At 63.3% G+C, this 18590-nt stretch carries 17 protein-coding genes; 13 read left to right on the top strand and 4 right to left on the bottom strand.

Annotation, left to right across the window (positions count from 1 at the left end):
- The first annotated feature begins 62 nt into the window (after positions 1–62).
- Complete coding sequence (locus I6L38_RS17505; protein WP_201882161.1) at positions 63–1316, top strand: phospholipase D family protein; 1254 nt, start codon at positions 63–65, stop codon at positions 1314–1316.
- 476 nt (positions 1317–1792) lie between these two features.
- On the opposite strand, the gene I6L38_RS17500 is transcribed toward I6L38_RS17505, so the two are convergent.
- The gene (locus I6L38_RS17500; RefSeq protein WP_139752476.1) at positions 1793–2911 is read right to left on the bottom strand and encodes a fatty acid desaturase; all 1119 of its coding nucleotides are present in this window, start codon (positions 2909–2911) and stop codon (positions 1793–1795) included.
- 149 nt (positions 2912–3060) lie between these two features.
- Here I6L38_RS17500 and fabR point away from each other — a divergent pair, with 149 nt between their 5' ends.
- Both fabR and I6L38_RS17490 read left to right on the top strand, forming a co-directional pair.
- Positions 3061–3681, top strand: coding sequence for an HTH-type transcriptional repressor FabR (fabR, locus tag I6L38_RS17495; RefSeq protein ID WP_005308043.1), 621 nt, complete (start codon positions 3061–3063; stop codon positions 3679–3681).
- A 20-nt stretch (positions 3682–3701) separates the two neighbouring features.
- Complete coding sequence (locus I6L38_RS17490; protein ID WP_005308044.1) at positions 3702–4067, top strand: YijD family membrane protein; 366 nt, start codon at positions 3702–3704, stop codon at positions 4065–4067.
- Positions 4068–4105: 38 nt separating this feature from the next.
- Here the strand turns inward: I6L38_RS17490 and I6L38_RS17485 are convergent, their stop codons facing one another.
- Both I6L38_RS17485 and rsmD read right to left on the bottom strand, forming a co-directional pair.
- Positions 4106–4417, bottom strand: coding sequence for a DUF1145 domain-containing protein (locus tag I6L38_RS17485; protein WP_201882157.1), 312 nt, complete (start codon positions 4415–4417; stop codon positions 4106–4108).
- A gap of 121 nt (positions 4418–4538) precedes the next feature.
- Positions 4539–5168, bottom strand: a complete 630-nt coding sequence (gene rsmD, locus I6L38_RS17480; RefSeq protein ID WP_201882155.1) for a 16S rRNA (guanine(966)-N(2))-methyltransferase RsmD — start codon at positions 5166–5168, stop codon at positions 4539–4541.
- Positions 5169–5278: 110 nt separating this feature from the next.
- Here rsmD and ftsY point away from each other — a divergent pair, with 110 nt between their 5' ends.
- The 10 genes from ftsY (at position 5279) to hutH (ending at position 17379) form a co-directional block, all read left to right on the top strand.
- A complete protein-coding gene (gene ftsY, locus I6L38_RS17475) occupies positions 5279–7180 on the top strand; it encodes a signal recognition particle-docking protein FtsY (protein ID WP_201882152.1) in 1902 nt (633 codons plus the stop codon).
- Between the two features lie 90 nt (positions 7181–7270).
- Entirely contained in the window at positions 7271–7939 is a 669-nt protein-coding gene (gene ftsE, locus I6L38_RS17470; protein WP_005308049.1) for a cell division ATP-binding protein FtsE, read from the top strand.
- Complete coding sequence (ftsX, locus tag I6L38_RS17465) at positions 7939–8895, top strand: permease-like cell division protein FtsX (RefSeq protein WP_005308051.1); 957 nt, start codon at positions 7939–7941, stop codon at positions 8893–8895. The genes ftsE and ftsX overlap by 1 nt, the downstream gene beginning before the upstream one ends.
- 451 nt (positions 8896–9346) lie before the next feature.
- The gene (gene rpoH / locus I6L38_RS17460; protein WP_005308053.1) at positions 9347–10201 is read left to right on the top strand and encodes an RNA polymerase sigma factor RpoH; all 855 of its coding nucleotides are present in this window, start codon (positions 9347–9349) and stop codon (positions 10199–10201) included.
- A 197-nt stretch (positions 10202–10398) separates the two neighbouring features.
- Entirely contained in the window at positions 10399–11058 is a 660-nt protein-coding gene (can, locus tag I6L38_RS17455; protein ID WP_043170644.1) for a carbonate dehydratase, read from the top strand.
- An 11-nt stretch (positions 11059–11069) separates the two neighbouring features.
- Positions 11070–11774 carry a histidine utilization repressor gene (gene hutC / locus I6L38_RS17450; protein ID WP_017783162.1) on the top strand — a complete coding sequence of 235 codons (705 nt, stop codon included), beginning with the start codon at positions 11070–11072 and terminating at the stop codon, positions 11772–11774.
- Between the two features lie 155 nt (positions 11775–11929).
- Positions 11930–13165: an imidazolonepropionase gene (gene hutI / locus I6L38_RS17445; protein ID WP_005308059.1), complete on the top strand. Its 1236-nt coding sequence runs from the start codon at positions 11930–11932 to the stop codon at positions 13163–13165.
- Positions 13158–14096 (top strand): formimidoylglutamase, encoded by a 939-nt coding sequence (gene hutG, locus I6L38_RS17440; RefSeq protein ID WP_216988792.1) that lies wholly within the window; start codon positions 13158–13160, stop codon positions 14094–14096. Before hutI ends, hutG begins: the two co-directional genes overlap by 8 nt.
- Before the next feature lie 45 nt (positions 14097–14141).
- Positions 14142–15845 (top strand): urocanate hydratase, encoded by a 1704-nt coding sequence (hutU, locus tag I6L38_RS17435; protein ID WP_216988791.1) that lies wholly within the window; start codon positions 14142–14144, stop codon positions 15843–15845.
- Between the two features lies 1 nt (position 15846).
- Positions 15847–17379 (top strand): histidine ammonia-lyase, encoded by a 1533-nt coding sequence (gene hutH / locus I6L38_RS17430; protein ID WP_216988790.1) that lies wholly within the window; start codon positions 15847–15849, stop codon positions 17377–17379.
- Between the two features lie 73 nt (positions 17380–17452).
- On the opposite strand, the gene I6L38_RS17425 is transcribed toward hutH, so the two are convergent.
- Positions 17453–18550, bottom strand: a complete 1098-nt coding sequence (locus tag I6L38_RS17425; RefSeq protein WP_005308064.1) for a calcium:proton antiporter — start codon at positions 18548–18550, stop codon at positions 17453–17455.
- Between the last annotated feature and the right edge of the window lie 40 nt (positions 18551–18590).

The following is an 18590-nucleotide window of genomic DNA, read 5'->3' as shown; positions in this document are numbered from 1 at the left end:
CCTGTTGCTACGAGGCCCTTAGCCAGCGTTATGCCATTTCCTCATGACAGGCGGATGACGCCATGATCCCCGCTGAATTCGCCCTGATCGACCAGCCCGAGCTGGCGCTCAAGCTGCGCTGTCAGCTGATCCGCGGCGCCAGAAGCCGGATCCAGGCCCAGTACTACAGCTGGGAGGAGGACAGCAGCGGCAAGCTGCTGCTGTCGGAACTGCTGCATGCCGCCAAACGCGGGGTGCGGGTGCAACTGCTCATCGATGACCTCTATGCCGGCGACAACCGCTTCCTGGAGATGGTGGCCCACCAGCCGGGCATCGAGGTACGTCTGTTCAATCCCTTCTGGTTGCGCGGCTGGCGGCCACTGACCCTGCTGCTGGAAGGGCTGCTCAGCTTTCGCCGCATCAATCACCGCATGCACAACAAGCTGCTGCTGGTGGATGGCAGCCAGGCGGTGATCGGGGGTCGCAATATCGGGGATCGTTACTTCGGACTCGGCGGTGCCCCCCAGTTCGTCGATCTGGATCTTGCCTGCCGCGGCCCGCTCTGCCAGCGGGTCGAGCAGGGGTTCGATCAATTCTGGCGCAGCCGCTGGAGCCACCCGATCCGCCGTCTGTTGCGCCGCCCGCTGCAACGGGCCGAGGTGCAGGTGGTGAACGACTTCCTGCTGACCCTGAACGAGCCGCAGATCTCGGCCGTCTATGACCTGCCCGCCAGCCTGTTCGATCCCGAGCCGATCCCTCTGTGCTGGCATGCCGGGCGGGCCGAGGTGTGGTTTGACCGCCCCGGCAAGGGGTTGGTATCCCGGCCCACCACGGCGCGACTGCTCTGGCGCAAACTGGCCGACAATCAGGGCACATTGCGCCTGGTCACCCCCTATCTCATCCTGACCCGAGGTCTGCGCCGCCGACTCAGGCAGCAGCGTCAAGCGGGGGTGACCATCGACATCCTGACCAACTCCCTGGCCAGCACGGATGTGCCGCTGGTGTACGGCGCCTACCGTCGTCACCGCCCCTGGCTGATACGCCAGGGCATAGCGCTGTCGGAGCTGGAGGGGGCATCTCTCAGCCTGCACGCCAAGCTGATCCTGGTGGGGGAGGAGGAGGCGCTGCTCGGCAGCTTCAATCTGGATCCGCGCTCCCTGCTGCTCAACACCGAGCTGGTGTTGCATCTGGCCTGCCCCGCGCTGTGCGCCGAGTTGCAGCAGTGGCTGACGACCTGGCAGCAGCGTTCATCCCACTCGGTGGCTGCCCCGCCCTCGACCCTGCGCCGCCTGCTGGCCAGGGTCAGCGACTGGTTGCCGTTGCAGCGCTGGTTGTGAGTGGATCACGGCTTGTGCGAGATCTCGCAAAGCCTTGTGCGCCTTCGAGGATAACGTTTGCCATCCAATGGCGATGGGGTGATTTATCGTATTGTTTTTAATCAGATTGTTTTCTGGTTGAAGTTGGATGAGCGGCAGATGCTTGCATAGATGACCGAATATATCGGTTTTTTATTTTATTTATCTGCGTAATATTTCAACTGCAAGGACAACACGGCGGCTTGCCGTCGTGCGGAAGAGGGTCGTGAAGGGAATCGGCCGACTGGATCGCTCCAGCCGGAGCCTGCTTCAGATGGGTAGCGGAAACTCAGGAAGCAGGAGAGGAACCCGACGGGACCGGATTCCAATATGGAACATGCTATTTGCGAGGGGGTGACATGCGAGTGTCACCCCATTTTTTATGGCCTGCTGGCTGGGCTGAACAAAAAGACCGCCGATTGGCGGTCTTTTTGTTTGTGTAGTCTGACGGTCTATGGTCAGGCGATGCCTGCCAACAGGCGGCTCCAGTTGCGCTTGGCCACGGTGAAGGCATCGTGCAGGCTGCGATACTCCAGCTGCAGTTTCAGCTGGTCATAACGGGCCAGTGCCTTGCGCTTGCGCTGCTCCAGCAGGCGTTTGCGGCTGGCGTAGTAGTGCTGCAGCTGCTGGCTCAGCTTGTCGTACTCCTCCTGCAGCAGCGCCTGCCACAGCTCCCTGTCGTCCTGTCTGTGCAGCCTGGCCTGGGCCCGTTTCAGCTGCATCTCCAGCCTGGCCTGCTCGATCCGCTCTTCCGGGCAGGCGCGCAGATCCCGTGCCAGCCCGCACCAGGCGGCACTACGGATCAGCCACTTGGTGGGATCGTACTGCCACCAGCGGATGCCGTTGCGATAGTCGTTCTCGAACAGGTGGTGGAAGTTGTGGTAGCCCTCGCCGAAGGTGAAGAAGGCCAGGATGCCGTTGTCCCGCGCGCTGTTGCGGTCGGTGAAGGGCTGGCTGCCCCAGATGTGGGCCAGGGAGTTGATGAAGAAGGTGGTGTGATGGGTCATCACCATGCGCAGCACACCGGCCAGCAGCAGCATGCCGAGCAGATCGCCGTGGACGAGCCCCAGCAGCAGCGGGATGCCGATGTTGGTGGCCAGGGTCAGCGCCAGATAGTGCTTGTGCTGGAAGGCGACCACGGGGTTGTTCTGCAGATCCCGCACGTTGCTGTAGTCGTGGTAGATGTCGCGCTGATATTCCCGCAGCATCCAGCCGATGTGGGAGAACCAGAAGCCGCGGCCCGCACTGTAAGGATCCTTCTGGTTGTCATCCACGTGGCGGTGGTGGCGACGATGATCGGAAGACCAGTGCAGCGCCGAGTTTTGCAGGGCGAGGGCACCGCCGATGGCGAAGATCCACTGCAGGATCGGGTGCGCCTTGTAGGCCTTGTGCGACCAGAGCCGGTGGTAGCCGGCGGTGATGGAGATGCCGCAATAGCAGAACAGCAGCAGGAAGCTGCCCCACTGCCAGAGGTCATAGCCATGGGTCATGCCGTACCAGGGCACGGCGATCAGTGCGGTCAGCCCGGAGAGGGCGAACAGCAGGGTGTTGGTCATGATGATCGGGGGGCGTTCCATCTCACTCGGTTCCTTTCAGCGAACAGCTGTGCGCTATTTTCCATGCAGCCGGAATTGGGGTCAATGGTAAAAAAGTAGGAGACAAACCTGATCCTGGCGCAGCCTTCGGGTTATCATTTGGCCTCGATAACCTGAAGGTGACTGTTTTCGTGGGTATTCGCGCGCAACAAAAAGAAAAAACCCGGCGTACTCTGATCGAGGCGGCGTTCAGCCAACTGTGCGCCAATCGCAGCTTTTCCAACCTCAGTCTGCGGGAAGTGGCGCGGGAGGCCGGCATTGCGCCCACCTCCTTCTATCGTCATTTTCGCGACATGGAGGAGCTGGGTCTGACCCTGGTGGATGAAGGCGGCCTGACCTTGCGCCAGTTGATGCGCCAGGCTCGTCAGCGCATTGCGGGTGGCGGCAGCGTCATCAGCACCTCGGTACAGACGTTCATGGAGTTCGTCGAGAACAACCCGAACATCTTCCGGCTGCTGCTGCGCGAGCGCTCCGGCACCTCTGCTGCATTTCGCCAGGCGGTGGCGCGGGAGATCCAGCATTTCATCGCCGAGCTGACCGACTACCTCGAAGCCACCACGGGGGCGCCGCGGGAAGAGGCCTACATCCAGGCCGAGGCCATGGTGACCATCGTCTTCAGTGCCGGTGCCGACGCCCTCGACATGACCAGCGAGGAGTGCCGGGCCCTGTCCGATCGCACCATCCGTCAGCTGCGCATGATCGCCATGGGCGCCGAGGTCCAGAACCAGAAGCGCCGTGAACCTCTCTCTTAAGTCAAAGGATGGACAGCTCCATGCATGACCAGAACACGATTCCGAAGAAACCCCTGCTGCTGGCCCTGCTCATCGGCATCTGTGGCGATGCCTCCCTGACGGTCTTGTCAGAGTCTGCGGTGCCCTTCTCCTTCTTCCCGATGATCGCCTTCGTGCTGGCCGCCTATCAGCTCTACCAGCACTACCGTCATGTCTCGCTGGAGGGCAACACCCCGGTCTGCATGCTGCTCAGCTTCTTCATCGGCGTGTTCGGCCATTCGGCGCTGGTCAAGGTGCAGTACCCAGAGCTTGGCAGCAACTTCTTCTCGCTGATCATGATGTTGCTGCTGCTGGCCGTGCTCTCCATCAAGCTCGGTATCAGCGTGGGGAAAAAAGAGAAGGAGTGACCAGCACTCCTTCCATCACCACCATGACAAAGCCGGGATCACCCGGCTTTGTTGTCTTCGCCGCGCCGCTTGGCATCGACGATGGCTTGCAGCCTGGCGCGGATCTCAACCATGCCGAATACCCCGAACACCAGCACCTGGGTGAACTCGAGCCGGCTCACCGCGAAGTAGGGCTTGCAGGCTGCCTTGACCATGCTGGCCTGCACCCAGTGCATCAGGATCACGATCACGCCGCACACCGGCAGGAAGCCGTTGAGCTTGCCCGGCAGCGGGGCGAACAGGCTGACCAGCACGCCGAACCAGAAGAACAGGATCAGACCCATCGCCAACAGATTAAACACCCGCTTCATCGTTTACCTCCCGCACACAGTGTTGATAGCAGACCAGATTTGATCGGCCTGTTTGTCCTTGAGTTGTTGTCCAGATTGACGGGGAGGAGCTCTGTGCCCATCTTCCCCTGCCATCCGGTTGTTAAACCGCAGCGTCATTCTTGATCTCCCGCAGATAGAGCTGGTAGCAGACTTGACCTGCCTGTTTGTCCTTGAGCAGTTGCCAGCTGGCCGGCAGCGGCAGATCGGCCATCTCCTTCTCTCGCTCCAGATAGACGAGGGCGTCCGGCGCCAGCCAGCCGCGCTGCTCCAGCAGCTCGCACACCTGGGGCAGCAACTCGCGGCGAAAGGGGGGGTCGAGAAACACCAGGTCGAACGGCGTGGCCGGCCCCTGCAGCCAGCTGACGGCATCGGCCTGGATCACCTGACCCTGGCTGCTGCCGAGGGTGGTCAGGTTCTTCTTGATCTGCTCGGCGGCGCCCCTGTCCATCTCGATCAGGGTGACCTGCTCGGCGTAACGCGACAGCGCCTCCAGCCCCAGCCCGCCGCTGCCGGCGAACAGATCCAGGCAGCGGGTGCCGCGTACATGGGGAGCCAGCCAGTTGAAGATGGTCTCCTTGACGCGATCCGTGGTGGGTCTGAGTCCTTCCACATCCCTGACCGGCAGTTTGCGGCCTCGCCACTGGCCGCTGATGATTCTTACAAAGCCCGATTTCCCCTGCGGGGTTGGGCTCTTGCTCGGGCCGTTACGGCTGGATTTCACTCTGGGCATCGCGTTTCGTCGTCAGAAAATAAAGTGATAGTATAAGGCGGTTCATTTTTATGCCGACCCGCCGAGGGACGGCTATCTTAGCAGTCAGCCTTTGATGTGAGTATTTTTAGATGGCAAAAGGTTTGTTTTCCTGGCTGGGTTTCGGCCGCAAGAAAGAAGAGGCTGAGGCTGTCCAACCACAGACACCGCAAGCCACCCCGACTACCGTTGAGTCCGAAGTAGCGGCTCACCCGGATCCCGTTTCCGAGACGACTGTTTCCGATAGTACGCCGGCCGTCGCTGCTGAAGTGCCCGCCAGCGCACAGAATTCCGTTTTGCACGATGATTGCTGCCCGCCTGCCGAGCTGGACGACCATGGTCCGCTGGTGGTGGAGGAGTGTGCCTCCGATCTGGAGCCGGTGATCGTCAATGAAGCCCTGATCGCGGAAGAGGAGCGCGCAGCTGCCGAAGCTGCCCGGGTTGCGGCCGACCTCAAGGCAGCGGAAGAGGCCCGCCTTGCCGCTGCTGCTCAGGCTGCCGAAGAGGCTTGCCTTGCTGCCGAGGCCCGCGCGGCAGAAGAGGCTCGCGTTGCCGCCGAAGCCCGCGCCGCAGAAGAGGCCCGTCTTGCCGCCGAAGCCCGCGCAGCGGAAGAGGCCCGTATCGCAGCCGAAGCTCGCGCGGCAGAAGAGGCTCGCGTTGCTGCCGAAGCCCGCGCAGCGGAAGAGGCTCGTCTTGCTGCCGAGGCCCGTGCCGCAGAAGAGGCTCGCGTTGCCGCCGAGGCCCGCGCTGCCGAAGAGGCTCGCCTTGCTGCCGAAGCCCGTGCCGCAGAAGAGGCTCGTCTTGCCGCCGAAGCCCGCGCAGCAGAAGAGGCCCGTATTGCCGCTGAAGCTCGCGCCGCAGAAGAGGCCCGTATTGCCGCTGAAGCTCGCGCCGCAGAAGAGGCCCGTATCGCAGCCGAAGCTCAGGCTGCCGAGGAGGCCCGGATCGCCAAAGAGGCCCAGCGAGCGGAAGATTTGCGCCTGGTGGCCGAGATGGAGGCTGAGGCCGCCGCGCTGGCCGCACTGCCACTGGCAGCCAAGGTGGACGACGACACCCAGGACAAGCCGCAGCGGGAGGGCTTCTTCGCCCGCCTCAAGCGCAGCCTGGTGCGCACCAAGGAGAATATCGGTTCCGGCTTCTTCGGCCTGTTCCGTGGCAAGAAGATCGACGACGAGCTGTTCGAGGAGCTGGAGACCCAGCTGCTGACTGCGGATCTCGGCGTCGACACCACCACCCGCATCATCGAGGGGCTGGTGCAGCACGCGGATCGCAAGCAGCTCAAGGATGCCGAGGCGCTCTACGGCCTGCTCAAGCAGGACATGGGCGAGATGCTGGCCAAGGTCGAGCAGCCGCTGGTGATCGACACCAGCAAGAAACCTTACGTGATCCTGATGGTGGGCGTGAACGGGGTCGGCAAGACCACCACCATCGGCAAGCTGGCCAAGCAGTTCCAGGCCGAGGGCAAGAGCGTGATGCTGGCCGCTGGCGATACCTTCCGCGCCGCCGCCGTCGAGCAGCTGCAGGTGTGGGGTCAGCGCAACAACATTCCGGTGATTGCCCAGCACACCGGCGCCGACTCCGCCTCCGTCATCTATGATGCCATCGAGGCAGCTCGCTCGCGCGGGGCCGACGTGCTGATCGCCGATACCGCCGGCCGCCTGCAGAACAAGAGCAACCTGATGGAAGAGCTCAAGAAGGTGGTGCGGGTGATGAAGAAGCTGGACGATGCGGCCCCCCACGAAATCATGCTGACCCTGGACGCAGGCACCGGCCAGAACGCCCTTAGCCAGGCCAAGCTGTTCAGCGAGGCGGTGGGCCTGACCGGCATCACCCTCACCAAGCTGGATGGCACCGCCAAGGGCGGCGTCATCTTCGCGGTGGCCGACAAGTTCCAGATCCCGATCCGCTACATCGGGGTGGGCGAGGGGATCGACGATCTGCGTCCGTTCGTGGCCAACGACTTCATCGAGGCGCTTTTCAGTCGCGAGGAGTGAGTGTCTTCGCGATGAGCAAGCTCGGGCGCCGTGAGTTGAGCGCCCCCTGCCCCGACCCAGGTCGGGGCTTGTCACTGTCAGGGAACCGTTATGATCCGTTTTGACAAGGTCAGCAAGGTTTACAGCGGCGGCCATCAGGCGCTGCAGAAGGTCAGTTTTCATCTGCGCAAGGGGGAGATGGCCTTTCTGACCGGGCACTCGGGCGCAGGCAAGAGTACCCTCCTCAAACTCATCAGCGTAATGGAACGGCCGACCGACGGCCGTGTCTTCTTTCATGGCGACGACGTCAGCCACATCAAGCGGGGGGAGATCCCCTATGTGCGCCGCCAGATCGGCATGATCTTTCAGGATCACCGCCTGCTGATGGACAGAACCGTGTTCGACAACGTGGCGCTGCCGCTGGTGATCGACGGCTACAGCCATGGGGACATCAACAAGCGGGTGGCCGCGGCGCTCGACAAGGTGGGGCTGCTCGGCAAGGAGCGCTACCAGCCGCGCATGCTCTCCGGCGGTGAACAGCAGCGGGTCGGTATCGCCCGCGCCATCGTCAACAAGCCGCCGCTGCTGCTGGCGGATGAGCCGACCGGCAACCTGGATCCCCAGCTCTCCATGGACATCATGCGGCTGTTCGAGGAGTTCAACCGCTTCGGCGTCTCCGTGCTGATTGCCACCCACGATCTGGGGCTGATCGCCCGCATGCGCTATCGCACCCTGACCCTCAAGGCGGGTCGCATGTATTCGTCCGGGGAGGAGCTCTGATGGCCATTCGTGCGCGTCACAAACAGCCGCCGCTGCGGCGTTTCATGATGTACTGGGTTGACCACGCCCGCCAGGCCTTTGCCAGTCTGGGGGAGCTGTGGCGCAATCCGCTCGCCTCCCTGATGACGCTGGCGGTGCTGGGGGTCAGCCTGGCGCTGCCCTCCTGCTTCCACGTGCTGCTGAAAAACGCCGAGGTGGTGGAGGGGAGCTGGCAGACCAGTTCCCAGATCTCCCTCTACCTGCGCAAGGATCTGCCCGAGCAGAACATCCTCGACATGAAGCAGCGGATCCTGCTCTACCCTGAGGTGGAGTCGGTCACCTACATGAGCCGGGATGAGGCGCTCAAGGAGTTTCGCGAGATCTCCGGCTTTGGCGATGCGCTCGACTACCTCGACAGCAACCCACTGCCGCCGGTGCTGAGCGTGATCCCGGATCCGCGCTGGCAGAACCCGGAAGGGGCGGCCGAGCTGCTCAACAAATTGAGCAATGAAGACGGGGTCGAGCAGGGCAAGCTGGATCTGCAGTGGCTGACCCGGTTGCAGGGGATCATGAACCTGCTGCGCCACACCATCACCGGCATCGCCGTGTTGCTGCTCTCCGCGGTATTGCTGATCGTCGGCAACACCCTGCGCCTGAATATCCTCAACCAGCGCTCCGAGATCGAAGTGCTCAAGCTGGTGGGGGCGACCGATGCCTTCATCCATCGTCCCTTCCTTTATACCGGCATCTGGTTCGGGGTCATTGGCGGCATGCTGGCCTGGTGGCTGACCGAGGTGATGGTGATCTGGAGCGAAGGGGTGGTGAAGGAGCTGGCGGGTCTCTACAACAGCAACTTCAGGCTGGTGGGCATGGGAGCGGTGGACGGGATCAACCTGATCCTGCTAGGGGCCCTGCTGGGTCTGATCGCCTCCTGGTTTTCGGTCCATCGCCACATTCGCGACATCGAACCGTCCTGATTAATTTATCAGCGTTTCAAAGCGCTGGATTTTGCGACCTGGATCAAGTAAAAGAGTGGCCGTTTCTGGCACGGCCACCGTTCTGGGAGTAATCTGGATAGCACCAGTCTTCAGGATCTTCTCTGGATCCTGTGAACCTTCTGATTTATAAGCAGTCTACAATTGCGAAGAATTTATACGGGTGTGGCCCCTATGCCTTGCTCGTCTGACTTGGCAAGCATGTGAAGGTTGCGAGCTCCGCAACAATGGACTTAGCATGCTACTTTTCGGGGGTCCTTCATTGTGACCCCCTTTTTTTGACTGTTCATTCATGATTCATCCTGCCGGCCTAAGATGATTCCGGTTCAGACATGCCAGTCATGTTTGATGCAGGCCGCAGAATGGCGTCCGGTCAGTAGACAGGCCCTCTCAGGGTGTTAGACTGATTCGATTGAAAAGTAAGAGGTAGAACATGGGAACTTCATTGCAGCGCACTATGGCTCTGATTCCGCAAGGTAGTCTGGAAGGCTATATCCAGGCAGTAAACTCGATTCCGGTGCTGAGCGCAGAGGAAGAGCGTGAGCTGGCTGAGCGTTTGCAGCAGGAAGGCGATCTCGAGGCTGCCCGTCAGCTGGTTATGTCGCACCTGCGTTTTGTCGTTCATGTCGCCAAGAGTTATGCCGGTTACGGTCTGCCCCAGGCAGATCTGGTGCAGGAAGGCAACATAGGCCTGATGAAGGCGGTCAAGCGCTTTGACCCGAGCGTCGGCGTGCGTCTGGTCTCCTTCGCGGTGCACTGGATCAAGGCTGAAATTCACGAATACGTGCTGCGCAACTGGCGCATGGTCAAGGTGGCAACCACCAAGGCCCAGCGCAAGCTCTTCTTCAACCTGCGCAAATCCAAGAAACGTCTCGGCTGGCTGAACCACGAAGAGGTGCAGGCCGTGGCTGCCGACCTCGGCGTCTCCGCCGCCGACGTCACCGAGATGGAAGCGCGCATGAGCAACTACGATCAGGCGTTCGATCTGGTCGGTGATGAGGACGAAGAAGGCGGTTTCGCGCCGGTCCACTATCTGGAGGACAAATCCTCCGATCTGGCGGCCACCATCGAGAACGACAACTGGGACGATCATGCAACCCGTCGTCTGAGCTCGGCCCTGGCCACCCTGGATGAGCGCAGCCAGCACATCATCCGTGCCCGCTGGCTCGACGACGACAGCAAGACCACCCTGCAGGAGCTGGCCGATACCTACGGCGTCTCCGCCGAGCGGGTGCGTCAGCTTGAGAAGAATGCCCTCAAGAAGCTGAAGGATGCGATGGAAGCATAATCCTGTGCGCCGGGCGGGTTCGTCAGTTTGAGTAGCACGCGCCCAGGCAGCTGAAAGATACGATGGAGGCCTGAGCCTCCTGATGAAAACAGGGCCTGATGGCCCTGTTTTTGTTTGGCGGGGATCTGGTCGGCCTTGCCTTGGTTACCCTTGTGTATGGTATGTTGCCGCCACTGCCACAGTAGGGAGAGCAGATAGTGAAACTCTTGAACGACCTGTTTACCAACAACCGCGAGTGGGCGGAACGGATCAAGGCCGAGGATCCCGAATTCTTTGCTACCCTCTCCGCCCAGCAGGCCCCCGAATACCTCTGGATCGGCTGCTCCGACAGCCGGGTACCCGCCAACCAGCTGATGGGGCTGCTGCCGGGGGACGTGTTCGTCCACCGCAACGTTGCCAACCTGGTGGTACACACCGACTTCAACTGCCTCTCGGTGCTGCAATACGCGGTCGAGGTGCTCAAGGTGAAGCACATCATCGTCTGCGGCCATTACGGCTGCGGCGGCGTCAAGGCGGCGATGCAGAACCAGGAGCTGGGGCTCATCGACAACTGGCTGCGCAACATCAAGGATGTCTACTTCAAGTATCGCGAGCAGCTGGATGCCATCGAGGATGAGCACGAGCGCTTCGACTACCTGTGCGAGCTGAACGTGGCCGAGCAGGTGGCCAACGTCTGCCACACCACCATCATCCAGAACGCCTGGCGCAAGGGGCAGGAGCTGGCGGTACACGGCTGGATCTACGGCATCAAGGACGGTCTGCTGCACGATCTCGATCTCTGCATCAGCGGGCCTGAGCAGATCCCGGACGTCTATCGTGCCTGGCCGGACATGCGTCCGCTCCACCGCCGTCGCTGAGGAGCATTCCGTTGGCACCGGCCCTCTATCTGCAGATCAAGCAGCACATCCTGGACGGGATCCGCGAACGCCACTATCAGGCGGGTGACCGGATCCCGACCGAGGCCGCCCTGTGCGAGCAGTTCACCGTGAGCCGGATGACGGTCAACAAGGCGCTGCGCGAACTGGTGGCCGAGGGCTGGCTGGTGCGCACCGCCGGCTCCGGCAGTTTCGTGGCGGACCGGCGCACCGAGTCGCCGCTGCTGGCCATTCGCAACATCGCCGACGAGATTGCCGAGCGGGGCAGCGAGTACAGCGGCCGGGTGATCCGGCTGCAACGCCAGGCCGCCGACGAGAAGGTGGCGGTGCAGCTGGGGCTGCGGGTCGGGGCGCCCATCTTTCACAGCCTCATCGTCCATCAGGCCGACGGTGAGCCGCTGCAACTGGAGGAGCGCTTCGTCGATGCCGAGCGGCTGCCGGAGTATGGCGAGCAGGATTTTGCCAGCCAGACCCCCAACCGTTATCTGATGGAGGTCTGCCCCCTCTCCGAGATGGAACACGTGGTGGAGGCGGTGCTGCCGAGCGCCGGCGAAGCCGGCTTGCTGCAGGTACGGGTCGACACCCCCTGCCTGTTGCTGCATCGGCGTACCTGGTCCGACGGTTATCTGGTCTCCTATGCCCGCCTGCTCTCGCCAGGCTCCCGCTACAAGTTGAGCTCCAAGACCAGTCTCATCTAATTGTATATACATATCATTTTTGACAAAGCCCGCCTCTGGCGGGCTTTTTTGTGTTTAAGCTCTAATGAACACGCTGTTATCAAGATGTGAACTTGATCCTTTCTTTCCCGTCAGAGATCGGATATAAGTTAATGTATATACATTTAGAGGTCGGTATGAACAAGGAACTGTTGAACTGCGAGCGGGTCTGGCTCAACGTGACACCCGCCACCCTGCGCTCCGATCTGGCCGACTACGGTCTGCTGGAGCCCCATGCCCTCGGCGTTCATGAGGGGAGGATCCACGCCCTGGTGCCCATGCAGGATCTCAAGGGCCCCTATCCCGCCCATTGGCAGGACATGAAGGGCAAGCTGGTTACCCCCGGCCTCATCGATTGCCACACTCACCTCATCTTCGCCGGCAGCCGCGCCGAAGAGTTCGAGCTGCGCCAGAAGGGTGTGCCCTATGCGGAGATCGCCCGCAAAGGCGGCGGCATCATCAGCACGGTGCGTGCCACCCGTGCCGCCAGCGAAGATCAGCTGTTTGAGCTGGCGCTGCCACGGATCAAATCGCTGATCCGGGAAGGGGTCACCACGGTGGAGATCAAGTCCGGCTACGGCCTCACCCTGGCAGACGAGCTCAAGATGCTGCGGGTGGCCCGCCGGCTGGGAGAGGCGCTGCCGATCCGGGTCAAGACCACCCTGCTGGCAGCCCATGCAGTGCCGCCGGAGTATCGCGACGATCCCGACTCCTGGGTCGAGACCATCTGTCAGGAGATCATCCCGGCTGCCGCCGAAGCGGGCCTGGCCGATGCGGTGGACGTCTTCTGTGAACACATCGGCTTCTCGCTGGCCCAGACCGAGCAGGTCTATCTGGCGGCGGATCAATATGGTCTGGCGGTGAAGGGGCACATGGATCAGCTCTCCAACCTGGGGGGCAGCACGCTGGCCGCCAACTTCGGCGCCCTCTCGGTGGATCATCTGGAGTACCTGGATCCGGAAGGGGTCCAGGCGCTGGCTCACCGCGGTGTGGTCGCGACCCTGCTGCCCACCGCCTTCTATTTCCTCAAGGAGACCAAGCTGCCGCCGGTCGCCGCCCTGCGCAAGGCGGGGGTGCCGATGGCGGTCTCCTCCGACATCAACCCCGGCACGGCCCCCATCGTCTCCCTGCGGATGGCCATGAATATGGCCTGCACCCTGTTCGGCCTGACCCCGGTGGAGGCCATGGCCGGGGTGACCCGCCACGCCGCCCGGGCACTTGGCGAGCAGGAGCAGCTGGGACAGCTCAGGGTCGGCATGCTGGCGGATTTCCTGGTCTGGAACTGCGGCCATCCGGCCGAACTCAGCTACCTCATCGGCGTCGATCAGCTGGTGAGCCGGGTGGTCAACGGGGAGGAGACCCTGCATGGATAAGATCAACGGGATCGACATGTCGGTCTGGCAGGGGCGTCAGGATCCGGAAGACGGTGAACTGGCCCTGCGCTGGCATGACAGGGTGCGGCCCTGGCAGGGGCGCGGTGAACCCGGCGTGGTACTGCTCGGCTTTGCCTGCGATGAAGGGGTACGCCGCAACAAGGGGCGCGTCGGCGCCGCCAGTGCGCCGCTGGCGGTGCGCAAGCTGCTCGCCAACACGGCCTGGCATCTGGGCCAGCCGGTCTATGATGGCGGCGACGTGCGCTGCGAGGATGGCGATCTCGACGCCGCCCACGAGCGGCTGGCCGAGCGGGTGGCCGCTGCCCTCGAGCAGGGCCAGTTCCCGCTGGTGCTGGGGGGCGGCCACGAGGTGGCCTTCGGCAGCTGGAGCGGCCTCAACCGTCATCTGGGCGGCCGTGGCAGGGTGGGCATCATCAACTTCGACGCTCACTTCGACCTGCGCATGAAGCAGGAGCAGGCGAGTTCCGGCACCCCCTTCTTCCAGATTGCCGAGCAGTGCGTCGCCCAGGGCTCGCCTTTTACCTACGCCTGCCTCGGGGTGGCCGAGACCGCCAACACCGCGGCCCTGTTTGCCCGTGCCGAGGCGCTGGGGGTGTGGCACGTGCTGGACGAGGCGATGACGCCGACCGAGCTGCCAGTCTTGCTCAACGGGCTGGATGCCTTTATCGCCCGCTGTGACCACCTCTATTTGACCATCGATCTGGACGTGCTGCCCGCCGCCGTGATGCCGGGGGTGAGCGCCCCTGCCGCCCGCGGCGTGGAGCTGGCGGTCATCGAACCCCTGATCGCCCATATCCGGGCCAGCGGCAAGCTCAGGCTCGCCGATCTGGCCGAGTACAACCCGAATCTGGATCAGGACAACCGCAGCGCCCGCGTGGTCGCGCGCCTGGTCCACCAGTTGACCAAGTAGCGGCGCACCGCGCCGCCTGACCGTATCGCTAAACAAGGAGTGTCTATGTCTGTACAACACCAGGATCCCCGCCACGATCCGAGCCGGATCATCCGTGCTCCCCACGGTACCCAGCTGACTGCCAAGAGCTGGCTCACCGAGGCGCCCCTGCGGATGCTGATGAACAACCTGGATCCGGAAGTGGCCGAGCATCCCCAGTCCCTGGTGGTGTACGGCGGCATCGGTCGCGCCGCCCGCAACTGGGCCTGCTACGACAAGATCGTCGAGGTGCTGACCCGTCTGGAGGAGAACGAGACCCTGCTGGTGCAATCCGGCAAGCCGGTCGGCGTGTTCCAGACCCACAAGGACGCACCGCGGGTGCTGATCGCCAACTCCAACCTGGTGCCGCACTGGGCCAACTGGGAGCACTTCAACGAGCTCGACAAGAAGGGCCTGATGATGTACGGCCAGATGACCGCCGGCTCTTGGATCTACATCGGTACTCAGGGGATCGTGCAGGGCACCTACGAGACCTTCTTCGCCGTGGCGAACCAGCACTTCAACGGCGAGCCCAAGGGCCGCTGGATCCTGACCGGGGGCCTGGGTGGCATGGGCGGTGCCCAGCCCCTGGCCGCCACCATGGCCGGCTTCTCCATGATCGCCGTGGAGTGCGATGAGACCCGCATCGATTTCCGCCTCAAGACCCGCTACGTCGACAAGAAGGCCTACAGCCTGGATGAGGCGCTGGCCATGGTCGAGGCAGCCAAGCAGAGCGGCACCGCCGTCTCCGTCGGCCTGCTCGGCAACGCCGCCGACGTCTTCGCCGAGCTGGTGGCCCGCGGCATCACGCCGGACGTGGTGACCGACCAGACCTCTGCCCACGATCCCATCCACGGCTACCTGCCTCAGGGCTGGAGCGTGGCCCAGTGGCGTGACCTGCAGAAGAGCGCGCCGCAAGAGGTCAATGTGGCCGCCCGCCGCTCCATGGCTCGCCAGGTGGAAGCCATGCTGACCCTGCAGGCCCGCGGCGCTGCCACGCTCGATTACGGCAACAACATCCGCCAGATGGCGCTGGAAGAGGGCGTCAAGAATGCCTTCGACTTCCCCGGCTTCGTCCCGGCCTACATCCGTCCGCTGTTCTGCCAGGGGATAGGTCCGTTCCGCTGGGTGGCGCTCTCCGGCGACCCGGAAGACATCTACAAGACCGATCAGAAGGTGAAGGAGCTGATCCCGGACGATCCCCACCTGCACAACTGGCTCGACATGGCCCGTGAGCGCATCGCCTTCCAGGGCCTGCCGGCGCGGATCTGCTGGGTCGGCGTCAAGGATCGGGTACGCCTGGGCCTGGCCTTCAACGAGATGGTGAAGAACGGCGAGCTGAAGGCTCCGGTCGTCATCGGTCGCGATCACCTGGATTCCGGCTCGGTGGCGAGCCCGAACCGCGAGACCGAGTCCATGATGGACGGCTCCGACGCCGTCTCCGACTGGCCGCTGCTCAACGCCCTGCTCAACACCGCGGGCGGCGCGACCTGGGTCTCCCTGCACCACGGTGGCGGGGTCGGCATGGGCTTCTCCCAGCACTCCGGCGTGGTGATTGTCTGTGACGGCACCGACGACGCCGCCCAGCGGGTCGGCCGCGTGCTGCGCAACGACCCGGGCACCGGGGTGATGCGTCACGCCGATGCCGGCTACGAGATTGCCATCAACTGTGCCCACGAGGCGAAACTGGATCTGCCGATGCTGGACGCAGCCGGCAAAGGGGTGAAATAAGATGTTCGAACTCAATCTGCAACCGGGCAAGCTCTGCCTCAACACCCTGCGCCGCGTCAGCCGCGAGCCGGTACACGTCAGCCTGGATCCGTCCGCCATGCCGGGGATCCACGCCTCCGCCGCCGTGGTCACCAAGGTGATCGAGCAAAACCGGGTGGTGTATGGCATCAACACCGGCTTCGGCCTCCTGGCCAACACCCGCATTCCGGTAGAGCAGCTGGACGAGCTGCAGCGCTCCATCGTGCTCTCCCATGCCGCCGGTATCGGCGAGTACATGGATGACGCCACCGTGCGGCTGATGATGGTGCTCAAACTCAACTCCCTGGCCCGTGGTTTCTCCGGCATCCGGCTGGTGGTGCTGGAGGCCCTGATGCGCCTCATCAACGCCGAGGTGTATCCGGTGGTGCCGAAGAAGGGCTCCGTCGGCGCCTCCGGCGACCTGGCGCCGCTGGCCCACATGAGCTGCCTGCTCATCGGTGAAGGCAAGGCGCGCCACAAGGGCGAGCTGATCGACGCCTCCACTGCCCTCAAGATTGCAGGCCTGGAGTCCATCGCGCTGGCACCGAAAGAGGGACTGGCCCTGCTCAACGGCACCCAGGCGAGCACCGCCTTCGCGCTGGAAGGGCTGTTCCACGCCGAGGATCTCTACGCCGGCGCCATCACCATAGGGGCCATGAGCGTGGAGGCGGCCCTCGGCAGCCGCCGTCCGTTCGATGCCCGCATCCACGCGGTGCGCGGCCAGCGCGGCCAGATCGACGCGGCTGCCTGCTACCGCCACCTGCTGGTGGATGGCAGCGAGATCGGCATGTCCCACCACAACTGCGAGAAGGTGCAGGATCCTTACTCCCTGCGCTGCCAACCGCAGGTGATGGGCGCCTGCCTGACCCAGATCCGTCAGGCGGCCGAGGTGCTGGTGTGCGAGGCCAACGCGGTCTCCGACAACCCGCTGGTGTTTGCCGAGGATGAGGAGATCATCTCAGGTGGCAACTTCCACGCCGAGCCGGTGGCCTTCGCCGCCGACAACCTGGCGCTGGCCATCGCCGAGATCGGCTCCCTGTCTGAGCGTCGCATGGCGCTGCTCATCGACTCGCGGATGTCCGGTCTGCCGGCCTTCCTGGTCAACAACGGCGGCGTGAACTCCGGCTTCATGATCGCCCAGGTCACCTCGGCGGCGCTCGCCTCCGAGAACAAGACCTTGGCGCACCCGGCCTCGGTGGACAGCCTGCCCACCTCGGCCAACCAGGAGGATCACGTCTCCATGGCCACCTTCGCCGGCCGCCGGCTGGCGGACATGGCCGAGAACACCCGCGGCATCCTGGCGGTGGAGCTGCTGGCCGCTGCCCAGGGGCTCGACTTCCGCGCGCCGCTGCGCAGCACAGAGCTCATCGAGCTGGCCAAGGGCCGGCTGCGGGAAGAGGTCAGCTTCTACGACAAGGACAGGTACTTCGCGCCGGACATCGAGGCCGCCGCCGCCCTGCTGGGTCGTGCCAGCTACAACGACCTGATCCCGGCCGGCGTGCTGCCGAGCCTTTAAGCGGCCACCCAGCCCATAACAAAAGACCGCCCATCGGGCGGTCTTTTCGTTGCTGGGGTTGATGATTCAGCGGTTATTCGTGCTCGAACATCAGGAACAGATAGACCACGAACAACACCAGATGGGTAGCCCCGTGCAGCGCATTGGTGCGGCCGCTGCTGAAGGTCACCTTGCACACCATAAGGGTGGTGATAAGCAGCACCATGTCGGCGGCGGAGAGGCCCAGGCGCACCTCCTGCCCCAGCATGGCGCCGATGAACAGCACCGCCGGTACTGTGAGGGCGATGGTGGCCAGCACAGAGCCGAAGTAGAGGTTCATGGCCCGCTGCAGCTGGTTGTTGAAGGCCGCCTTGATGGCGCCGACCGCCTCGGGAGCCAGCACGATACAGGCGACGATGAAGCCCCCCAGCGCCGGCGGCGCCGCCAGCACCTTGACCCCGTGGTTGATGGGAATGGCGAGGGTCTTGGCCAGCAGGATCACCACCACCAGGTAGGCGAGCAGCAACAGGGTGTGGTAGACGTTGCTCTGCAGCGGGCCGTGGTGTTCTTCGTAATCCTCGTGATCGCTGTCGATGAAGAAGTGGCTGTGGCTGCGGGTCTGGATCAGCAGGAAGACGCCGTAGAGCAGCACAGAGATGATGATCAGCATCCAGGACATGGCGCTCGACATGCTGCCGATGTTGCCCCCTTCGGTGAAGTTGGGCAGCACCAGACAGAGCAGCGCCAGCGGAATGATGGCCACCAGATAGGATTTGACCCCGTCCAGATTGAAGCTCTGGGTGTGGTAGCGCCAGCCGCCAAACAGCAGGGTGAAGCCCACCAGGCCGTTGGTCACCAGCATCACCACCGCAAACATGGTGTCGCGGGCCATCACCGGATTGGGTTCGCCGGTCAGCATGACCGAGGAGATCATCACCACCTCCAGCGAGATGACCGACAGGGTCAGGATCAGGGTGCCGAAGGGTTCGCCCAGCTTGATGGCGAGGGCATCGGAGTGGCGCACCACCGAGAAGATGGCCCAGGTGACGATGGCAAGCAGCACAGCCGACACCGGAAGATAGATCCCGAGCGGAGTTGTCTCTGTCAGCAGGTCGCTACCGAGCGTCTTGAAGAAGAGCAGGGTGAGCAGGCCGACGGGCAGGGCAATCTCTTGCCGGATAAATGACTTCATAGGCAGTGGTTCTCATCTCGGGGCGGCGTGAGCCGACGGG

This window comes from Aeromonas sp. FDAARGOS 1408, assembly GCF_019048665.1.
Taxonomy (GTDB): Bacteria; Pseudomonadota; Gammaproteobacteria; order Enterobacterales; family Aeromonadaceae; genus Aeromonas; species Aeromonas dhakensis.
Note: the sequence above shows the minus strand (reverse complement) of the source record. Positions and strands in the feature narration are given on the sequence as shown.

Bases quoted from the DNA above. Each gene is read 5' to 3' on its own strand.
- ftsY (WP_201882152.1), top strand. From the start codon at position 5,279: ATGGCAAAAGGTTTGTTTTCCTGGCTGGGTTTCGGCCGCAAGAAAGAA.
- I6L38_RS17425 (WP_005308064.1), bottom strand. From the start codon at position 18,550: ATGAAGTCATTTATCCGGCAAGAGATTGCCCTGCCCGTCGGCCTGCTC.
- I6L38_RS17500 (WP_139752476.1), bottom strand. From the start codon at position 2,911: ATGGAACGCCCCCCGATCATCATGACCAACACCCTGCTGTTCGCCCTC.
- ftsE (WP_005308049.1), top strand. From the start codon at position 7,271: ATGATCCGTTTTGACAAGGTCAGCAAGGTTTACAGCGGCGGCCATCAG.
- rsmD (WP_201882155.1), bottom strand. From the start codon at position 5,168: ATGCCCAGAGTGAAATCCAGCCGTAACGGCCCGAGCAAGAGCCCAACC.
- rpoH (WP_005308053.1), top strand. From the start codon at position 9,347: ATGGGAACTTCATTGCAGCGCACTATGGCTCTGATTCCGCAAGGTAGT.
- hutH (WP_216988790.1), top strand. From the start codon at position 15,847: ATGTTCGAACTCAATCTGCAACCGGGCAAGCTCTGCCTCAACACCCTG.
- hutI (WP_005308059.1), top strand. From the start codon at position 11,930: ATGAACAAGGAACTGTTGAACTGCGAGCGGGTCTGGCTCAACGTGACA.
- hutU (WP_216988791.1), top strand. From the start codon at position 14,142: ATGTCTGTACAACACCAGGATCCCCGCCACGATCCGAGCCGGATCATC.
- I6L38_RS17485 (WP_201882157.1), bottom strand. From the start codon at position 4,417: ATGAAGCGGGTGTTTAATCTGTTGGCGATGGGTCTGATCCTGTTCTTC.
- ftsX (WP_005308051.1), top strand. From the start codon at position 7,939: ATGGCCATTCGTGCGCGTCACAAACAGCCGCCGCTGCGGCGTTTCATG.
- I6L38_RS17505 (WP_201882161.1), top strand. From the start codon at position 63: ATGATCCCCGCTGAATTCGCCCTGATCGACCAGCCCGAGCTGGCGCTC.
- hutG (WP_216988792.1), top strand. From the start codon at position 13,158: ATGGATAAGATCAACGGGATCGACATGTCGGTCTGGCAGGGGCGTCAG.
- I6L38_RS17490 (WP_005308044.1), top strand. From the start codon at position 3,702: ATGCATGACCAGAACACGATTCCGAAGAAACCCCTGCTGCTGGCCCTG.